Source organism: Gammaproteobacteria bacterium, assembly GCA_015709615.1.
In the GTDB taxonomy this organism is placed as follows: Bacteria; Pseudomonadota; Gammaproteobacteria; order Burkholderiales; family Nitrosomonadaceae; genus Nitrosomonas.
In genome coordinates this window covers 1,014,716-1,033,218 of record CP054179.1, presented here as the reverse complement: position 1 = coordinate 1,033,218, position 18,503 = coordinate 1,014,716, and the positions used below count along the sequence as shown (strand labels likewise).

The window sequence follows — 18,503 nt, the reverse complement described above, 5'->3', positions numbered from 1 at the left end:
TTTAAACTTGGAAAAATAAGCCCCGCGAAGGCACCTAAACGGTATCGGTTGACCGTGAGCGCGATAAAATAGCAGCGACTGCCGGTTTGTCTTTATTGGCGATCTGCGGCAATGTCGAAACCTGGTTTCCGCCATTACGCTTGGCGATAAACAGCGCATCTTCAGCGCGTTTACACAGTTTCAGCTTATTATCGGTTTCATCCAGCATGGCGATGCCGATGCTGACCATGATTTTATTCTCGGTATTCTTATCCATCCGGGCGGAAACTTTTTTGCGCACCGATTCGCACACTTTTTTCGTTTCGCATAAATCCGTCTCGGGAAATAAAATGGCAAAGACGTTGATATCAATGCGATAGAACAGATCGGTGATTCTGATGTTGGTTTTAATTTCTTGCGAGATCTGTTTTATCGAATCATTGTTATTTTTGTAATCATAGTCATCGCTGAATAGCTTGAGCAGATCGATATCGACGATCGCGATGGAGAAACTGCGGTGATAGCGCCGCGAACGTAGAATCTCGGTATCCAGTTCGGTTTCGAAAGCTTGTCTGTTTTTGTATCCGGTTACCGGATCGATCAGCATCTGTGTCATCAAAGCGGACATGTCGATGTTCGCTTTTTTGATTTTAATGACCATCAACGCCGAGCAAATGATGAGTAAGAGTGTCAAGGCGCGGTTAAACAGCACAATATTCATCGGCATGACAATGCCGGGTGATAAATAGAAACCGGTAATGGTAAATACAAACGACAAAGCGGCAATGAAATAAGTAAACCGGATTCCGCTTACCCATAGACTAGCCAGGATAACCAGCACATACGGTACCGCCGCAGCTACACCCAATGGCGTATTTAAATCGATGACAAAAATGCAAAGCATTAAGGCTATGATAATGAGCATATTTGCCTGGATTGCACATTCTCTGAAAAAGATTTTCAAAGCTGCGGTTGCTGAGAGTATTTGGCTGCGCATCGGTCCGAAAATTTGAAAAGTTAAGCTGCTTACATGTTTCAGGTTCTAAGTTCTATAAAGCAATCTTTACAAGTAAATAAATATCCGAATAATCGGATTGCAATCAATTCATTATATCTTCTTTTGAAGATGAGATCGTAAAATCTGCTTATAAATTTTTGCCGGTAAACGCGTATTTACCGGTAACGGTATCATAGGAAATTGTAGCCGGTAATCAACCTTCAAGTTTAATAATGCGAGTTCCGGCCAGCCGGTCATGCAGATATTGGTGATCGGGGTCGAATAAAGCCCAAATAAATCCGGAGCCGAAAATCAACACGCTGACCAGTGCGAGTTGTTGATAGGAAATAAAATTAATGGGGAATAGATAATTGACGACTACAAAAAAGAAAATACCCGTTAAGGAAAATAGGTAGCGGGCAACAGCTTGTTTTTTCGTCAGACTGCGGCCATCAGCGGATACAAGCCGCATCTTCCAGGTTTGCATCGCCAGCGTCTGCCCGCCATGCGTCCAGAACCAAGTGAAGTAATACCCCATGATAATAAACAGATAAAATTGAAAGAGCGGTTTGAAATAGGCTGCTTGCGTATCGCTAAAAATAAAATGAAAAATGAAGCTGGCGATAAACAAAATAGCCAATATCAGAAGAAAGTCATAAATCAGGCAGATGGTGCGCCGCCAGAACCCAGGTGTGGAATAAGTCATGTTAGGTTTTAGTGAATAAGAAGTAATGAAATTGCCGCAATGTGCTAATAGCGAATAAATCGCTGCAAAACCGGTAAACTCATCATTGTATGTTGAAATGGAATTTAATATAAGCTTCAGTTATTGATAATTATTATCGTTTCCGTTATTATAGTTAGGAAATTAGTTTATTCTGAAGTTGGTTGCATATTACTGCAGCGCAGGGCGGTTTTCAGGATTTGGCCAGTATGAGAAAAAAACAAAATTGCTGATGTTCGGTGTATTTTGGATCAAGTAAGTGAGAAGTTCGTCTGATTTGTTTATTCTGTAATGCACTCATTATCCCGCAAAAATATCGAGTATTTTGAGCAACGGCAGCGTCTTATCTCATTACCTGGGTTGTTGTTTGTAATTGCCGTGCATGCCGCGCTGTTTTATTTTTTGTGGCATCAGCGTCTGATTCCGCATCCCGAACAGGCGATGACTTTGTTTGCCGAATTGATCACGCCACCCGCGCCGGTTACACCGCCTAAAGCATCACCCGAGCCCGCGCCGGTTAAACTGCAACCGGCGAAGAAGCCTGTCGTCAAACCGAAACAAGAGCAACTTGCGGCGAAATCCCAGGCACCCGCCGAAAAGAAACAGACTGAACCCGCACCGGAACCGCCGAAACCGGCCGAGCAGGTTAAAGAATCGGCGCCTGCGCCTGCGGCAACACCCAAACCAGCACAAGCGGCACCCGTGGCACTGTCCTCCGAGCTAGCGGTATCTTGCCCCAAACTGACGCCGCCCGAATATCCGGCAATTTCACGGCGCATGGGCGAAGAAGGGAAATTGATATTGCGTGTGGAACTGGATGAAAACGGGCACATCGATAATGCAAAAGTTCTCAATAGCAGCGGTTATGAACGGCTTGACGCCGCGGCACTGAGCGCGGTGAAGAGCTGGCAATGCAATCCTTCGCTGCGCGATGGCCAGCCGGTGCGGGCGGTGGCCTTACAACCCTTTAATTTTGTACTGCAAGGAAATTAATTCATGGAACAAGGGCTTGGTTTTTCTCATTTTCTCGATCAGATCGACGGCGTCGGCATGAGCGTGCTGGTGTTGTTGTTGTCACTCTCGGTTGCGAGCTGGTATCTGATCATTGCAAAAAGTATTGCGAATCTGATCGCGAAGCGCCGCGCCGAAGCTTTTTTGAAACACTTCTGGAGTTTCGATTCACTCCAGGCGGTTCATACCGAGTTCAAAAATGCCGCCCCGGATAATGCATTCGCAGAACTTGCCAAGCTGGGTATCGATGCGGCGGCCGATTCTAAAATCCACAGCTCGCACAAATTGGCCGCAGCCGGTGGCACCAGTGAATTCCTGACACGTACCTTGCGTAACGGTATCGATCAGGAAGCAACACGTGTTGAAAATGGCCTCACATTGATTGCCACAGCGGGTTCGGCGGCACCTTATATCGGCTTATTCGGAACGGTTTGGGGCATTTATCATGCGCTGATCCAGATCGGACTTTCTGGCCAGGGCACCCTGGATAAGGTGGCTGGCCCCGTCGGCGAAGCGTTGATCATGACCGCGCTGGGGTTGGCGGTGGCCATTCCGGCGGTGCTGGCTTATAACGCGTTTGTCCGCCGCAACCGCATTTGGCTCGCGCGCCTTGAAGCGTTCGCGCACGATCTGTTCATCCTGATCACGGTCGGCGATAACAATGAATCACCGGCTGCCGAATCGCAATCGCAGGTTGCTGCTGCAACCGGAATCGCCGATGTTGCAATGGAAAGGGGGCAATAATGGCGTTCGGCAGCATGCAGGATAGCGGGCGTCAGGCGCCCATGTCGGAGATCAATGTAGTGCCGCTGGTGGACGTCATGCTGGTGCTGCTGATCATCTTCATCATCACGGCTCCACTGTTGACGCATTCCGTCAAGGTTGATCTGCCCAAAGCGGAAAGCAATCCCAATATCACCCAGCCTGAACATGTCGAGCTGGCGATTCGCGCCGACGGCAGTCTTTTCTGGAACGGCGAACCGGTGGCGTTGGAACAACTGGCGCCGCGTTTTACAGCCAAAGTGGCGCAAGCGCCCAATACGGAACTGCATATCCGCGCCGATAAGCTGGCGCATTACGAACATGTCGCGCGGCTTATGAGTATTGCAGCCAAGTCTGGCATGACGAAAATCGGCTTTATTACCGATCCTTCTGAAAAGTGACTGTCATTCAAAACCGCAGCTGATGCGGGTCTGTTATTGCCGATCCGATTAGCCGATACGCTATTTTGCTCGACCGAGCAAGGTTAATGCCGCAGCAGTCATTGCACCAGCAATGGCCAGTAGCCAGTCATCGAAGTGCAGGGGCGCAAGGTGTAGGATTCCGGCCAGCGCCGGTGTTTGAACCAGCAACAAAGCCAGCCCGATCGTTATTGCGGTGATCAGCCAAGCGGCACGTGATCGCAGGCCGCTTAGCTTAACATGACCGTGATTCCGGCACTGGCGGCGGTCAAGGTCACCAGCGCCATCGCACGGGCGTGTTCGACATCGTGTTCTGCTCCAAGACTGCAGATATAAGCGAACATCACGATGGCGGTTATGGTGAATCCTGTCAATGCAATTACAAACCACTGCCAGGATGTGAAGAAGCGCAGCTCCTTCAAACGCGGCTGGTACGTCAGCTTGCCGTCCGCAGCCATTTCCTGGAATACTAGCAGCGCGGTGGGGTGAATGATGAGTTCCAGTCAAACGATATGCACCGGCAAATACAGCATCGGATACCCGGCCAATGGAATGATCGCGGCCGTGAGCACCAGCGGCAAATGGATCATCAGCAAGTATTGGAAGCTTAATTGCAGATTGGTAAATAATTGCCGCCCTTCCGCGATGGCGCGCACAATGCTGTGGAAATTATCGTCGAGCAGAACGATGGCGGCGACCTCGCGCGCGCTGCGGGTGCCGCGTTGTCCCATGGCGATACCGATATCGGCGGCTTGCAGCGCGGGTACATCGTTCACGCCGTCACCGGTTACGGCGACGATTTCCCCATTATTTTGCAGTGTTTGCACCAGCAGCAGCTTTTGCGCGGGAATTGCGCGCGCGATCACATCCACAGCGCGCAATACATTTGCTTCGCCGCGATCCAGCCGGGTCTGGATTTCATCTGCGGTGACCACACAGGGTTCGATTGCGCCTAGACTGATCTCTTTAGCAACCGCACGTGCGGTGGCGGGGTGGTCGCCGGTGATCATGATGATGCGGATGTGCGCATCGCGGCATTGACGAACGGCTTCCGCTACGCCTGCACGCACCGGATCCTCGAACGCCAGCACCCCGGCGAAAATGAAATCACGGTCGGGTTCACCGCCATGCCAGCTTGCGCCATCGAGTGCTTGCCAGGCGCATGCGATCACTTTATGGCCGCCATCCGCCAGCCAATCGATGCGTGCTTGCCACTCGGCAAACATCGTGTCTGGCAGCGTGCAGCGCGCCAGCACAATTTCCGGAGCACCCTTGAGGGCGGCGAGAAGCGCGCCGTTGCATCGAATGATCGCGGTTTCGCATTTGCGGTCTTCGGTAAATGGAAAAATTTCAACCGTTGTTGCTTGCAACGTTGTTGCCAATGAATTGAAGATGGCCAAATCGACCGGATCGTTTGTTTCTTGTCGCGAAGCCATCGCGGCAATTTCCAGCAAGCGTTCTTCGCTCATACCCTCTGCCGGATAGCGATGCGCTAACCGTAGACGGCCTTCTGTCAGTGTACCGGTTTTATCGGAACAGATACACGATATGCGGCCAATGTTTTCGACCACGACAGCGCGCCGCACCAATGCACGCCGCTTCGCCAAGCGATAGACGCCGACACCGAGAAAAAAAGTCAGAGCGACGGGAAATTCTTCGGGCAGCGCGGCAATGGCCAGTGTAACCGCGCTTAACAACGCATCTAGCAATCCGCGGCCTTGCTCCCAGCGCACCCATGCCAAGCCCAGGCATATGACCGTGGCCGCACCGATCAGTACGGTAACGAGACTTCCAACCGCATTTTGCAGCGGAGTGCGCGCATGGGTGCCCAGCATGGCCGAATGCACGATATCGCCATAAAGAGTTTCCACACCGGTGAAAACGACCCGCAGCCGGGCATTGCCCTTGAGCAGGCGTGTACCGGTGAACAACCAGGATTCACTGGCGATGTGCGCATCGCATTCGCGCCGCGGTAAGGCAGCGACTGCATATTTGCGCGCAGGACCAGATTCACCGGTCAGCAGCGATTCGTCGCACAATACATCGTTGCTGTATTCAATTAAGCCATCGGCCGGACAAGATTCCCCCGGACTTAACAGAACTAAATCACCGGGAACCAGCTCCGTGGCGGCGATACGAAGTTGCTGGCCGTCTCGTATGACGGTAGCTTGCGCCGCCAGGCAATCACTTAGACCGGCAATGGATGCCTGCGTGCGCCGGTGCAAATAGGCATCCATACCGGCAAAAGGGAGCACCGCTACGAGCAATATGGCTGCTTCCGTAAATTCCCCAATGATCAGAAATACTGCGCTGGTGCCAAGCAGGAACCACAGCATCGGATCTTTGGCCGTGTTGCGCAGAATATCTTGCCAGCCGGTCTGCGGCGTTTCAACGATGCGATTATCGCCATATCGCTGCCGCCGTATTGTTACTTGCCCGGAATCAAGGCCATCTTGCAATGAACCAAGACCATTTAAACGATCCAAAGGGGCGAGACGCAGCATAGCGTTACACTTAATAGATTGTTTGGATAGCTTCTATTCGAAAAAAACCGGATTGTGTTTTCACTTCAGCCCTTTTGCACAAAAACTTTGCCAGGTACTTTTTTACGCTGTATTGCTACATTAAAGTAACAATTGTGAACTATAGCGGTGCCGCTATGGTTGCTGTGAGAAGATTGGAATTGTGATTAAGAGAATTATCCCTGCCGAATAATCCTCAATAAAAAAACGGCCCCTGATAGGAGCCGTTTGATAATCAATCAACCGATTATTTTTTACCGGCTTCGGCACCCAGCCTTTCGCCTGATTCAGGATCTTTATATAAGCTTGGCGGTTTATTATATGGTTTGGGCTCACCACATCCGGCGAGTAAAGCTGTAGAGGTAAACGCGATAAGGACGATAGCTAAAAGTGAGTATTTCATGAAAATCTCCTTTGTTATTAAAATCAAAAATTGTTTATCAACAAATTTAATGTCACGTTGAAACTTAATCAGCTACAAGCCATATCCCAAATCTAATCCGGCATCGAACTGCTTTTTGCAGAAAAAGACCTTTTAGAAGATCATCTGATCGTGCAACCTAAAAACCCTCTAAAACAAGACATGGTTTCGTTACGAATAAGAAAATCACTTATTCATAATAAGGATAACATTAAAAAAAAAAGTATGGAATTGAAATGCGCCAGATATTGCTAACTCAGTAAGGCTGGAGTTTCCGGTATGAGGTATAACCAGCAGTAACTAAAAGAAATAATCCAGATGCAAAACCGTAAATTTATGCCGCCCGGCTAACCCACGGCTTGCCGGTATGCTTGCAGGCAACGTTCACGCGCGAGCGTGTGATCAACAATTGGTGCGGGATAGGTTAGGGTATGCCAATCGCTTACCCAGGTTTGAATATAAGTAAGCTGTTTATCGAATTTTTCCGTTTGTGCGGCTGGATTGAAAATCCTGAAATAAGGTGCGGCATCGACGCCGCAGCCCGCTACCCACTGCCAGTTGCCGACATTGCTGGCCATGTCGTAGTCCAGCAATTTTTGCGCGAAATACGCTTCGCCCCAGCGCCAATCGATCAACAGGTGCTTGCATAAAAAACTCGCGGTGATCATGCGCACACGGTTGTGCATCATACCGGTGGCGTTGAGCTGGCGCATGCCGGCGTCGACGATGGGGTAACCGGTGGTGCCGTCGCACCAGTGCTTGAATTCCGCTTCATCGTTGCGCCATTGAATGCGATCGTAACGCGGCTTGAAACTGCGTTGCTGCGTATGCGGGAAATGCCACAGTATCTGGCTGAAGAATTCGCGCCAGATCAGTTCATTGCAAAAAATATCGCTATCCTTGAGTGCCTGCCGGAAGATTTGCCGGATGCTGACCGTGCCGAAGCGCAAATGCGGCGCCAGCAGTGAAGTTCCCGGGATCGCCGGAAAATCCCGGTCGCGTGCATAGTGTTGCAGCATCCCGCTATCCAGCCGGTAAGCGGGGACGGTAATGGCCGAGCGGGTAAAACCGATTCCGGTCAATGTCACGTCCGGCAGCGGTGTTTGCTTGATCAGGTGGGTCAGTTTGGTTGCGGTGGCGTAAGTTGCCAGCGTTGTCTGGCTGTATACCTGTTTCCACTTGCGCATGTACGGAGTGTATACGCCGTACGGGCCGCCATCGTCCTTGACGACTTCGTCTTTTTCAAATAAGACGTGATCCTTGTAAGTGTTGAACGCCACCGATCGCGCTTGCAGCCACTGATGGATCGTTTCGTCCCGTTCGCGCGCGTACGGTTCGTAGTCATGGTTGGTGTAGACCGCGGCGACCGGATAGGTGTGCAGAATCCGGTCGAAAACCTCCAGCGGTTTGCCGTGATAAAGCGCCAGCGAACTGCCGTGTTTTTGCGCAAGTTCCGTACGCAGTGCTTGCAAGGTGTCAAAAATGAACGTGACACGCGCATCGTCTCGCGGTAATCCAGTCAGTATGGCGGGGTCGAAAATGAAAATGGGCAGAACCGTGTGCCCGGAAGCCAAGGCGTGCGAGAGTCCGGCGTTGTCGTCCAGGCGCAAATCGCGCCGGAACCAAAAAACAGCAAGTGGAGTCGTCATGAGGCTGTACTTTGCTTCGCAGCACCGGTTTTATCGAACAAATCGGCCAAAGCGGCCGGTAAATCCGTAAATTTGAACGTGAAACCATATGCATCCTGCAATCGTTTGGGTGCGATGCGATAGCTGTTCAACGCCAGCGCGGCGGCTTCGCCCAGCGCCAATTTCAGAACGAATGCCGGTGTCGGGAAGAATGCGGGCCGCTGCAACGCCTTACCGAATGCAGTTGCGAATTCGCGGTAGCGCACCGGGTTGGGCGACACGGCGTTGACCGGGCCTTGGTAGCGTGCATCCTGGACAGCCGCGGCGTAAACCGAAACGATGTCGTCGATGTGAATCCACGGCAGCCATTGCTGGCCGTTGCCCACTGGTCCACCCAATCCCAGTTTGAAAACCGGTAGCAGCTTTTGCAGCATGCCGCCGTGACCGAGCACCACGCCGGTGCGGATGCTGACCCGGCGTACACCCTTGTTTTCGATTCTTGCCGCTTCTTGTTCCCAATCATGGCAAATGCTTTGCATGAAACTGGGCTGCCCGGGAACGGCATAAGATTCATCGTAAAGATCGTCACCGGAGCCCGGATAAATGCCGATGGCTGAGCCACACACGAAAGCTTGCAGACTTTCCGGCGCGGCGGCGACCAGTTTGCGCGTGCTGAGGATGCGGGAAGCGTAAATTTCGTGCTTACGGGCTTTGGTCCAGCGGCCATCGCCCAGATTCTCGCCCATCAGATTGATGACGATTTGGCAATTGTCCAGCGCTTCCGCAGGTACGTCCTGCGTTGCGTAATCCCAGTCAAATGCCGGTACACTCAGCAATTGACGGGCACGCGCGCCGTCACGGCTCAATACCGTGACGGTATGCTGTTCCTGTTGCAAACGCCGCACCAAATGGCGGCCGATAAATCCGGTTGCGCCTGTGATCAGTATGTTCATTGTTGCACGCTCATGGACGGATTGGAGACCGGTTCAGCATACACGTATTCCCGGTTTTGTGCAGTTTGTGCGCGATACTGCCGGCGAATCAGATTTTTCCGTGTCCGCGCGCCAGATAGTCTTGCGATTGCATTTCCGTCAAGCGGGAAATCGTGCGCTCGAACTCGAAGCCGACGTCGCCGCCGGCATATAGCGATTGCAGCGGCACGGCGGCGGAGCAGAGGAATTTGACACCATGTTCGTACAGGGCATCGACGAAATGGATGAAGCGCCGCGCTTGGTCGCTGTTTTCCCGAGTGAATTGCGGGATCGCGACCATGATGACGGTGTGATAGGCCCGGGCGATGGCGAGATAATCGGCCGTGCCGAGCGGGTTGGCGCAGAGGCGCTTGAACGAAAACACGGCGACGCCGCGCGCCGCTTTCGGCACAAACAATGTGCGTCCCTGCACGATCAATTCTTCGCTCGGCACCTTGGCGCGATCCTCGACGCGCCGGTCGGTCAAGCGGAAGAACGTTGCCGATAATTGCTCGGAAGTTTCCGCATTGACCGGAAAATAATAGGTTTCCGCGCCTTGTAAGCGGCTATAGCGGTAATCGACCGGGCCGTTGAGCGCGATGATTTCCAGCCTCTCCTTGATATCCGCAATGAACGGCAGAAAGCGCTGGCGCTGCAAGCCGTCTTTGTACAGATCGTCGGGCGGGCGGTTGGAGGTTGCCACCACAATCACACCGAGTGTGAACAATTCCTTGAACAACCGGGTCAGCACCATGGCATCGGCAATGTCGGTGACTTGCAATTCGTCGAAGCACAGCAACGTGGTTTCATGGGCGATTTGCCGTGCAACCGGCGGGATCGGATCGCCGCCACTATCACGCCCATGCTGCGCCCGTTCGCGCGCGGAAAGATCGTGCCAGGCTTTGAGGCGTGCATGGATATCCAGCATGAATTCATGAAAATGGATGCGCCGTTTGGCCGGGGTTGCCGCTACGGAATAAAACAAATCCATCAGCATCGATTTGCCGCGCCCGACGCCGCCATAGAGATAAATGCCCTGGGGGGGCGGTTTGCCGCCGAACCAGCGCAACCAGCTGGCCGTCCATCGTTTTCCGCTGAGGCGGTATTCGATCAGTTCATGATGCAACCGCTCCAGGCTGGCGATTGCATTGGCCTGATGGGCATCCGGTTGCAATTCGCCCGCTTCGATCAGGGCACGGTATTCAGCTTCGGGGCCATTTTTTTGCACAGTTTGCGGCATGCTTCGATGGCGGATTATTCGCGGGAATGGGCAAATCTGGCCTGCCCGGCGAGCCAGACCAGAATCAGCACCGGCAATCCCAGCAGCGCTGTAGCGATGAAGAAGGTTTCATAGCCGTAGGCATCGACGAATTCACCGCTGAAACCGGCAATGAATTTGGGCAGCAACAGCATCACCGAGCTGAACAGCGCATACTGCGTGGCCGAATACGCGGCATTGGTCAGGCCGGATAAGTAAGCGATGAAGGCGCAGGAGGCGATTCCGGCCGACAGGTTGTCCGCCGAGATGGTGAAAATCAAACCGCTGACATCGTGCCCGCGCCCGGCCAGCCAGACGAATAGCAAATTGGTCGCGGCGGATAATACGGCGCCGAGGAACAGCGTGCGCATGATGCCGATTTTCGCCGTCAGCACGCCGCCGATCGCGGCACCGGCAATCGTCATGATCACGCCGTAGACTTTGGAAATGGTGGCGACCTCGTCCTTGCTGTAGCCCATGTCGACGTAAAACGGATTGCTCATCACGCCCATGACGACATCGGAAATGCGGTAAATGGCGATCAAACCGAGAATCAGCAGCGCTTTACGGCCGTGATGCACGATAAAGTCACGGAACGGCGCGATCAGTGCGCCGTACAACCAAATCAGCAGGGCTTTGCTGCGTTCCGGCAGCGCCCAATGCGCCAACGCGCGCTGCGCGATTTGTTCGTTTTCCGAAACGGTGCGGCTAAAAAGTACATCCGGTTCGCGGATGATCAGCGTGGTGACGATGCCGACAATCATGCTGGCCGCCATCACCAAATAAGCGAAACGCCACGGCGCGTGATCGTAGGTATCCGCGGTCATATCGACTGCTGCCGCGATCCACAATACACCGGCGGAAGCCAAAATCATCGCTACGCGGTAACCGGCTTGGTAGGTTGCCGCCATCGCGCCTTGTAATTCGACCGCAACCGCCTCGATGCGATAAGCATCCAGTGCGATGTCTTGCGTAGCGGACGCAAACGCGACCGCAAGCGCGAAGAAAACCAAATGCGTCAGATTCATGACCGGATCGGTGACCGCCATGCCCATCAGCGCGCAGGTAATGACGATTTGCGACAGTAATAGCCATGCGCGCCGCCGTCCCAGCCAGCGCGTCAGCAGCGGCAGCGATAGCCGGTCGACCAGCGGCGACCACAGCCATTTGAAACTGTACGCCAAGCCGATCCAGCTTAAGTATCCGATGGTTGCGCGGTCGATGCCCGCTTCGCGCAGCCAGAACGACAGCGTGCCCATGATCAGAAGCAGCGGCAGCCCGGCGGAAAATCCCAGCGACAGCATGCCGAGCACGCGCGGGTGCGTATAAACCCGCAGCGCTTGCGACCAGCTGGAAGCGGTGGCAGGGGTCATAACGTATGGTCGTAATCGACGATCAGCGGCGCGTGATCGGAAAAGCGTTCGTCTTTGAAGATCGATACGTTGCGCGCGGTCTGTGCGATTGCAGGCGTGGCGATTTGGTAATCGATGCGCCAGCCGACATTTTTCGCCCAAGCCTGGCCGCGGTTCGACCACCAGGTGTATTGATCGGGTTCGGTATTCAAGCGGCGGAACACATCGACAAAACCGATCTCATCGAACACATTCGTCAACCAAGCACGTTCTTCCGGCAGAAAACCGGAATTTTTCTGGTTCGAACGCCAGTTTTTCAAATCGATTTCTTTGTGTGCGATATTCCAGTCGCCGCACAAAATGATTTGCCGTCCGCTTGCCATCAGGTTTTGCAGGATCGGGAAAAATTCTTCCATGAAATAGAATTTTGCTGCCTGGCGGTGCTCGCCGCTGGAACCGGATGGCAGATAAATCGACACGATGCTCAGATTGCCGAAATCCGCTTGTAAAAAACGCCCCTCGGCGTCGATATCCGCAATGCCGATACCCTCGACGATGCGATCCGGTTTTTTTCGCGTATAAATACCGACGCCGCTATAACCTTTCTGCCCGGCGCAATGAAAATAACCGTGATAATCGTCCGGCGCTTGCATTTCTTCGGAAAGATCAGGCAGCTGCGCTTTCAATTCCTGCACACAGACGACATCCGCGGTCTGCGCCGCCAGCCAATTGAAAAAGCCTTTTTTGTCGGCCGCGCGAATGCCGTTTAAGTTCAGCGTTATAATTTGCATCTTTTTCTTATCGAGAGTGATTCAGGTTATGTCCGATTTCCGGCAAGCGTTTATTCAATTTGCCATCGAGCGCAACGTGCTGTGCTTCGGCGAATTCAAAACCAAAGCAGGGCGCCTGTCGCCGTATTTTTTCAATGCCGGTTTGTTCAACGACGGCGATGCCTTGCGCAAACTCGGGCAATTTTACGCCAAAGCGATTGTGGCTGCCGAGCTTCCGTTCGATACTTTGTTCGGCCCGGCGTATAAAGGCATCCCGCTGGTCAGCGCCATCGCCATTGCATTGGCAGAAATGGGCATGAATTACCCATTCTGTTTCAATCGTAAGGAAGCCAAAGACCACGGTGAAGGCGGTGTGCTGGTCGGCGCACCGATGCAAGGCCGGGTGCTGATCGTCGATGACGTTATTTCCGCCGGCACGTCGGTGCGCGAATCGGTCGAACTGATCAAAGCTGCGAGCGCAACGCCCAGCGGCGTCGTCATCGCCCTCGATCGCATGGAACGCGGCAGCGGGGAATTATCGGCGGTGCAGGAAGTGCAGCAAATGCACGGTTTAACGGTTACCTCGATCATCAATCTGGATGATTTGGTGGCCTATTTGCATCATCACCCGGAGCTGTCGCAGTATTTACAGGCGGTGCAACAGTACCGAGAGCGGTATGGGGTGAGCTACTGATGTGGAAGACGATTACGTTCATAGTGAACCGTTCGAACCATGAACATAGCCTACTCGTTCGGCATTTCTTTAGTCTGCTGGTTTGACTCTACAGCTTGCTTTCGATACATTTGTTTTCTGCAACACAATGTTTATCTTTCAGAAAAATCTCACAAGGAGTGTTCCAATGAAAAAGAGCATCGTTCGAGCGTTCATGATGTTGTGTTTAATCGGCGGTCCGTCGGCCCATGCCGCTGTGACTCTTTATACTTCGCAAGCCGATTATCTGGCAGCGGTCGGAGCAACCTCCACCTATATCGATTTTGCCGGATCCCCGGCGCTGACCGTCAACGGCGGCAGTTTTAGCCCGGCGATCACATTCGGCACTTGTGATGGCGGATTGGCGAGTTGTAGTACCAGCGTGTTCCATAACAGTGATGGCATCACCGATACCGGCGGCGTAGCCGCGCCCAATTTTGTTGCTGCAGTTGGTGGCCATTTTACCGCTCCGGTGTATGCCTTCGGTTTTAACTACATCAGCGGCGGTATGGGCGCTATTGAGTTGAATGGGGCGACGGTCGTTCCGGTTGGCAGTGCACTCTCGGGATTTGTCGGCATCGTATCGACGGATCCGATCGACGGTTTTGTCGGGCTTAATCACATTTTTTCTTCAGCCGGCGACCGTGACCGCTATTTTATCGACGATTTCTATATCAACCCAGTACCGGAACCCGGCGAGTGGGCGATGCTGCTAGCCGGTTTAACCCTGCTTGGATTCCGCGCGGCTAGAATTCGCGGCTAAGTTTCAGTCTCTCGAATCGGGTGGAGTCAGAGGCTGTTCGGACAGTGCCTGACTCCATTCCAATACGGAAATGAATTTAATCAAGCAGCCAGCCGTTACTCGTCAAGCGGAATCTGCGGGGGCGAATTTACCCAAGGATTGATGATTGCAACGCCGCAACCGGTAAAATCCTTAAGAAAGCGCTGATTAATTGACTGCACGAGTGAATCGCTTCGTTGCGCGTTACTCACTCCATCGCCTATCTGATTGATATGTATCGGTTGTTGCGTTCCGTGCGACTCGCCCTTTATCACGTTCGTCGAATTAATCAGCGCTTCCTTAAGTGACGGCGAAACCGTAATGAAAACGGGATCAATAACTATTATCGTTTATAATCAATAATTTGTCATTGTAATTGTGTTGCATGGTTCATATAATACCGGGTGTTTGCACATAATGCCGTTGGTGCCTGCTCGCATGAACAATTCGCCGGCGCTGTCTGTTACTCCATAGAATTAGAGGGATAAGATTATGAAAGGAAATCCAAAAATCATCGATTTGCTGAACAAGCTGCTGGCGGAGGAACTGACCGCCATGGATCAATATTTCGCCCATTCGCGGATGTACGAGGACTGGGGTTTCAACAAACTGTATGAGCGCACCAGTCATGAAATGGACGACGAGAAACAACATGCCGATCTGTTGATCAAGCGGATTCTGTTTCTGGAAGGTGTGCCGGTGATCGGCAACCGCAGTCCGTTACGCATTGGACGGGATGTGCCGGAAATGCTGCAAAACGACCTCGCGCTGGAACGTTCGGTAATCGATGCGTTGCGCGGCGCCATCGCGATTTGCGAGCAGGAGCGCGATTACCAGACGCGCGAAACTCTCGAAGTGATGCTGGCCGAAACCGAGGAAGATCACGCGCATTGGCTGGAGCAGCAATTGGGATTGATCGGCCGTATAGGGCTGCAAAACTACTTGCAGTCGCAGATGTGATGCAGGCTTGATCCGTTGCTGCCGGTTACATTCATGGCCGGTGCGTTACGCCATGAATGTAATCAAACCGGCATCCCCCTGAATTCTCGTTACTATTATCAATTAAAACTTTAATCCCGCTTGCCAGAGCCTTGGCAGCCCGCTGAAAAACTGTCCGCGTTGCCGCTGCGTTGGGTAGCGCTCAAGAATTCGCTCATTGCCGCATCATGCTTCAGCGGTCTTTGCGCCATTCGTCTTGCTTGCCCGATTGTCCGGCGTTTCCTTAGCAGTGTTCCCTGGATATGGTTGTTCTTCTTGTCGTCATTCCGGTGAATGCGCTCCAGATGTGATAACGATAAGCCGTATAATGCAAGTCTTGTAAATATTTATTGAAATAACAGGTTGTTATTTTGATTCGATGGCGATAAATGGCTGAGAGAATGCTTCAAACCTTGCAATACAATGTCTTAGGGGCATCCGGCTATGCAGCGCTCGGCGTATTGGGATTACTGCTGGCGATTCCGCCAGGTTATGCGAGCCCGGTGTTTCCTGCCTCTGGTTTAGCGCTTGCATTGACGCTGGTGTCGGGCTATCGCATGTTGCCGGGCATCTGGATCGGCTCGTTGGGGCTCAATATCTGGGTTGCTTGGAGTCAGGACGATCTCACGCGGGATAGCATCCTGGTTGCGGTGCTGCTAGGGATGGGGGCGATGCTGCAAGCCGCTAGCGGCGCTTGGCTGGTGCGTAGATTCATCCAGGATCGCTGGCAAATGTTGATGCGGGAACAAGAGATCTTTGCGTTTTTTCTGCTCGGTGGCCCGGTGTCTTGCGTGATTTCAGCCAGTGTCGCGCAACTGACGCTGTTTTTTTCCGGTGCTATCGGTGCAGCCGATGTCTCTTGGTCGTGGTGGAATTGGTGGGCGGGCGATACCTTTGGGGTGCTGGTCTTCGCGCCGCTATTGCTGGCTTTTCTTGGCAAGCAACCTTACTGGAAAACGCGCAAGGCCGTCATTGCCCCCATTACGTTGATTCTGGTGGTGTTGATCGTAGCGGGATTCGTTAACACAGCGAAACTCGAAAACCGGCAACAGCAAGCCGAGATTCAAGGTATCGGGCAGAACATCGCTTTCCAGTTGCAGGAACGTTTCAACGCCTACAACGAAACGCTGTCGGCATTGCGGCGTTTAGTCGAACTAAGTCCGGATATGGGCTTCCGCCAGTTCGATTACTTTACTCAAGAGATTTTAAAGGAATCTCAAGGTATCTCAGGATTTAGCTACAATTATTTTGTGCGTGACCGGGACCGGCAGCACTTCGAGCAAACCCAATCTGCAAATGCCCCCGGCAAACCGTTCCACATAACCGAATTGAGTGCGCAGGGCGAACTAACCGTTGCCAGCAAGCGCCCGGAGTATATCGTGGTGACCTATATCACACCACTTGAAAGCAACCGGAGAGCCATCGGATACGATATTTACTCCAATCCGATCCGGGCGGAAGCCATTGACCGTGCCCGGTATTCTGGCCGGCCGGTGGCCACGGGTTTGATCAATCTGGTGCAGGATCAACACAATAAAGCGGGCATATTGGTATTGCATCCCGCTTACCGCCAGAATTTCGGCCGGAGCGGCCAGGAATATCCGCCGGAATTTACCGGTTTTGTCGTGGGTGCATTGAAAATCTCCGATATGGTCAACGCTGCCACCGGCAATGTCGCGGCGCCGGGTATTGTTTTTCAATTGCGCGATTCCGCCGGGCAATCCGGCAATCAATCGTTATTCAGCTCAGCGCCAGGAATGGCGGCAAATACCGGTCTCGATTGGCGGACGACGCTGACGATGGCGGATCGCAGCTGGGAATTGATCGTTTTTCCGGATGAGGATTGGTTGCATGCGCACCGGCCGTGGCAGGCCTGGGCGCTGAGTTTTGCCGGTCTGCTCGTGGCCAGCATGCTGCAGTTGTTGATGCTGGTTACCACAGGCCGGACCCTGCTGATTCAGGAGACCGTCGACGAGCAGACGGCGCAATTACGCGCTAACAGCGAAGCGCTGCGGCAGGCCAAGGTTGCGGCGGAATCGGCCAATTTGGCCAAGAGCCAGTTTCTGGCGACCATGTCGCATGAAATCCGTACGCCGCTGAATGGCGTTCTGGGCATGGCCTATCTGCTGCAAAAGCCGGACATCAAAGATAACGAGCGATTGGATTATGCCCGGGTGATCATGACTTCCGGAAATAACTTGTTGACCATCCTTAACGATATCCTCGATTTGTCCAAAATTGAAGCCGGAAAAATCAAATTAGAGAACCATGTTTTTGATCCCGGGCAACTGATGCTGGAAACAGCGGCGCTGTTTGCCGAGAGCGCGAATGCGAAAGGGTTGGCGCTCGATGTATCGTGGCGCGGGAAAGCGCGCATGCGATACCGTTCCGATCCGGTCAGAATAAGCCAAATGCTGGTTAATCTGGTCAACAATGCGATCAAGTTTACGCCGCAAGGTTTCGTGCGTATCGAAGCGCGCGAACTCGAAAGCGCAGCCGGTGAAACGCTGCTGGAGTTTGCGGTGACCGACAGCGGCATCGGCATTCCCGCGGACAAGCACGACCGGTTGTTTAAGCCTTTTTCCCAGGTGGACGCTTCAACCACCCGGCAATACGGCGGTACCGGTCTTGGGCTTTCCATCGTGCACCATTTGGCCAGATTGCTGGGCGGGTGCACCGGGTTCGAAAGCCAGGAAGGCAAAGGCACCAGAATATGGTTCCGCATCCGCGCTAACCCGGAAAGCACCGGCGATGCGCGCGATCTTGCCGCAACCGCTGCCAACACTGGCGATGAAGTGCCGGTTATAAAAATTGCTCCGCAAGATAGGCCGATTTTGGTGGTTGAGGATAATGCGATCAGCCGCAGGGTCATCACCGCTTTATTGGAAAATCAAGGATTGCGCTGCAAAGTGGCGGCCAACGGGCAAGAAGCGGTAAAAGAGGTCATGCAGGGAATGCAGCCCGCGCTGGTGCTGATGGACTGCGAAATGCCGGTGATGAGCGGTTATCAAGCGGCAGAAACGATTCGCCAATGGGAACGCGAGAACGGCAAAGCGCATTTACCTATCATTGCCTTGACAGCCAATGCATTCGAGGACAATCGCCAGCGCTGCTTAGCGGCAGGGATGGACGATTTTCTTGCCAAACCCGTCAATATGGATCTGTTGGTGGCGATGCTGAATAAATGGACCGATCAGTCCAATACTCCAAGCCGCTAG

Annotated in this window: 15 protein-coding genes and 1 pseudogene; 7 read left to right on the top strand and 9 right to left on the bottom strand. The window is 53.0% G+C overall.

The features are described from left to right. Positions 1 to 34: 34 nt before the first annotated feature. Together HRU77_05060 and HRU77_05055 are read right to left on the bottom strand one after the other, a co-directional pair. Complete coding sequence (locus HRU77_05060) at positions 35 to 976, bottom strand: GGDEF domain-containing protein (GenBank protein ID QOJ20119.1); 942 nt, start codon at positions 974 to 976, stop codon at positions 35 to 37. Between the two features lie 214 nt (positions 977 to 1,190). Further along, entirely contained in the window at positions 1,191 to 1,682 is a 492-nt protein-coding gene (locus tag HRU77_05055; GenBank protein ID QOJ20118.1) for an RDD family protein, read from the bottom strand. A gap of 309 nt (positions 1,683 to 1,991) precedes the next feature. Between HRU77_05055 and HRU77_05050 the strand changes: the two genes are divergently transcribed. The 3 genes from HRU77_05050 to HRU77_05040 are packed head-to-tail and all read left to right on the top strand — an operon-like array spanning position 1,992 to position 3,874. Then, positions 1,992 to 2,693 (top strand): energy transducer TonB, encoded by a 702-nt coding sequence (locus tag HRU77_05050; protein QOJ20117.1) that lies wholly within the window; start codon positions 1,992 to 1,994, stop codon positions 2,691 to 2,693. Positions 2,694 to 2,696: 3 nt separating this feature from the next. Further along, positions 2,697 to 3,455, top strand: coding sequence for a MotA/TolQ/ExbB proton channel family protein (locus HRU77_05045; protein ID QOJ20116.1), 759 nt, complete (start codon positions 2,697 to 2,699; stop codon positions 3,453 to 3,455). Next, entirely contained in the window at positions 3,455 to 3,874 is a 420-nt protein-coding gene (locus HRU77_05040) for a biopolymer transporter ExbD (protein QOJ20115.1), read from the top strand. The genes HRU77_05045 and HRU77_05040 overlap by 1 nt, the downstream gene beginning before the upstream one ends. Positions 3,875 to 3,934: 60 nt before the next feature. Here the strand turns inward: HRU77_05040 and HRU77_05035 are convergent. The 7 genes and pseudogenes from HRU77_05035 to xth all read right to left on the bottom strand — a co-directional run bounded on the left by HRU77_05035 (position 3,935) and on the right by xth (position 12,835). Continuing rightward, positions 3,935 to 6,393, bottom strand: a pseudogene (locus tag HRU77_05035) (cation-transporting P-type ATPase). Positions 6,394 to 6,661: 268 nt separating this feature from the next. Next, positions 6,662 to 6,817: a hypothetical protein gene (locus HRU77_05030; GenBank protein QOJ20114.1), complete on the bottom strand. Its 156-nt coding sequence runs from the start codon at positions 6,815 to 6,817 to the stop codon at positions 6,662 to 6,664. A gap of 365 nt (positions 6,818 to 7,182) precedes the next feature. Then, positions 7,183 to 8,484, bottom strand: a complete 1,302-nt coding sequence (locus HRU77_05025) for a deoxyribodipyrimidine photo-lyase (GenBank protein QOJ20113.1) — start codon at positions 8,482 to 8,484, stop codon at positions 7,183 to 7,185. Next, a complete protein-coding gene (locus HRU77_05020) occupies positions 8,481 to 9,416 on the bottom strand; it encodes a TIGR01777 family protein (GenBank protein ID QOJ20112.1) in 936 nt (311 codons plus the stop codon). The genes HRU77_05025 and HRU77_05020 overlap by 4 nt, the downstream gene beginning before the upstream one ends. An 88-nt stretch (positions 9,417 to 9,504) precedes the next feature. Then, entirely contained in the window at positions 9,505 to 10,674 is a 1,170-nt protein-coding gene (locus HRU77_05015) for a cell division protein ZapE (GenBank protein QOJ20111.1), read from the bottom strand. 14 nt (positions 10,675 to 10,688) lie between these two features. Beyond that, the gene (locus HRU77_05010) at positions 10,689 to 12,065 is read right to left on the bottom strand and encodes an MFS transporter (GenBank protein QOJ20110.1); all 1,377 of its coding nucleotides are present in this window, start codon (positions 12,063 to 12,065) and stop codon (positions 10,689 to 10,691) included. Beyond that, positions 12,062 to 12,835 (bottom strand): exodeoxyribonuclease III, encoded by a 774-nt coding sequence (gene xth, locus HRU77_05005; protein ID QOJ20109.1) that lies wholly within the window; start codon positions 12,833 to 12,835, stop codon positions 12,062 to 12,064. Before xth ends, HRU77_05010 begins: the two co-directional genes overlap by 4 nt. 28 nt (positions 12,836 to 12,863) lie before the next feature. Here xth and pyrE point away from each other — a divergent pair, with 28 nt between their 5' ends. The 4 genes from pyrE (at position 12,864) to HRU77_04985 (ending at position 18,503) form a co-directional block, all read left to right on the top strand. Further along, positions 12,864 to 13,508: an orotate phosphoribosyltransferase gene (pyrE, locus tag HRU77_05000; GenBank protein ID QOJ20108.1), complete on the top strand. Its 645-nt coding sequence runs from the start codon at positions 12,864 to 12,866 to the stop codon at positions 13,506 to 13,508. Between the two features lie 166 nt (positions 13,509 to 13,674). After that, complete coding sequence (locus tag HRU77_04995; protein ID QOJ20107.1) at positions 13,675 to 14,289, top strand: hypothetical protein; 615 nt, start codon at positions 13,675 to 13,677, stop codon at positions 14,287 to 14,289. A 510-nt stretch (positions 14,290 to 14,799) separates the two neighbouring features. Then, positions 14,800 to 15,267 carry a bacterioferritin gene (bfr, locus tag HRU77_04990; GenBank protein ID QOJ20106.1) on the top strand — a complete coding sequence of 156 codons (468 nt, stop codon included), beginning with the start codon at positions 14,800 to 14,802 and terminating at the stop codon, positions 15,265 to 15,267. 419 nt (positions 15,268 to 15,686) lie between these two features. Next, entirely contained in the window at positions 15,687 to 18,503 is a 2,817-nt protein-coding gene (locus HRU77_04985; GenBank protein QOJ20105.1) for a CHASE domain-containing protein, read from the top strand.

What these genes read in the sequence shown, in the direction of transcription:
- HRU77_05060 (QOJ20119.1), bottom strand. Translation starts at nt 976, where the DNA reads ATGCGCAGCCAAATACTCTCAGCAACCGCAGCTTTGAAAATCTTTTTC.
- bfr (QOJ20106.1), top strand. Translation starts at nt 14,800, where the DNA reads ATGAAAGGAAATCCAAAAATCATCGATTTGCTGAACAAGCTGCTGGCG.
- HRU77_05040 (QOJ20115.1), top strand. Translation starts at nt 3,455, where the DNA reads ATGGCGTTCGGCAGCATGCAGGATAGCGGGCGTCAGGCGCCCATGTCG.
- HRU77_04985 (QOJ20105.1), top strand. Translation starts at nt 15,687, where the DNA reads ATGCTTCAAACCTTGCAATACAATGTCTTAGGGGCATCCGGCTATGCA.
- HRU77_05010 (QOJ20110.1), bottom strand. Translation starts at nt 12,065, where the DNA reads ATGACCCCTGCCACCGCTTCCAGCTGGTCGCAAGCGCTGCGGGTTTAT.
- HRU77_05055 (QOJ20118.1), bottom strand. Translation starts at nt 1,682, where the DNA reads ATGACTTATTCCACACCTGGGTTCTGGCGGCGCACCATCTGCCTGATT.
- HRU77_05020 (QOJ20112.1), bottom strand. Translation starts at nt 9,416, where the DNA reads ATGAACATACTGATCACAGGCGCAACCGGATTTATCGGCCGCCATTTG.
- HRU77_05050 (QOJ20117.1), top strand. Translation starts at nt 1,992, where the DNA reads ATGCACTCATTATCCCGCAAAAATATCGAGTATTTTGAGCAACGGCAG.
- HRU77_05015 (QOJ20111.1), bottom strand. Translation starts at nt 10,674, where the DNA reads ATGCCGCAAACTGTGCAAAAAAATGGCCCCGAAGCTGAATACCGTGCC.
- HRU77_05030 (QOJ20114.1), bottom strand. Translation starts at nt 6,817, where the DNA reads ATGAAATACTCACTTTTAGCTATCGTCCTTATCGCGTTTACCTCTACA.
- HRU77_05025 (QOJ20113.1), bottom strand. Translation starts at nt 8,484, where the DNA reads ATGACGACTCCACTTGCTGTTTTTTGGTTCCGGCGCGATTTGCGCCTG.
- HRU77_05045 (QOJ20116.1), top strand. Translation starts at nt 2,697, where the DNA reads ATGGAACAAGGGCTTGGTTTTTCTCATTTTCTCGATCAGATCGACGGC.
- pyrE (QOJ20108.1), top strand. Translation starts at nt 12,864, where the DNA reads ATGTCCGATTTCCGGCAAGCGTTTATTCAATTTGCCATCGAGCGCAAC.
- HRU77_04995 (QOJ20107.1), top strand. Translation starts at nt 13,675, where the DNA reads ATGAAAAAGAGCATCGTTCGAGCGTTCATGATGTTGTGTTTAATCGGC.
- xth (QOJ20109.1), bottom strand. Translation starts at nt 12,835, where the DNA reads ATGCAAATTATAACGCTGAACTTAAACGGCATTCGCGCGGCCGACAAA.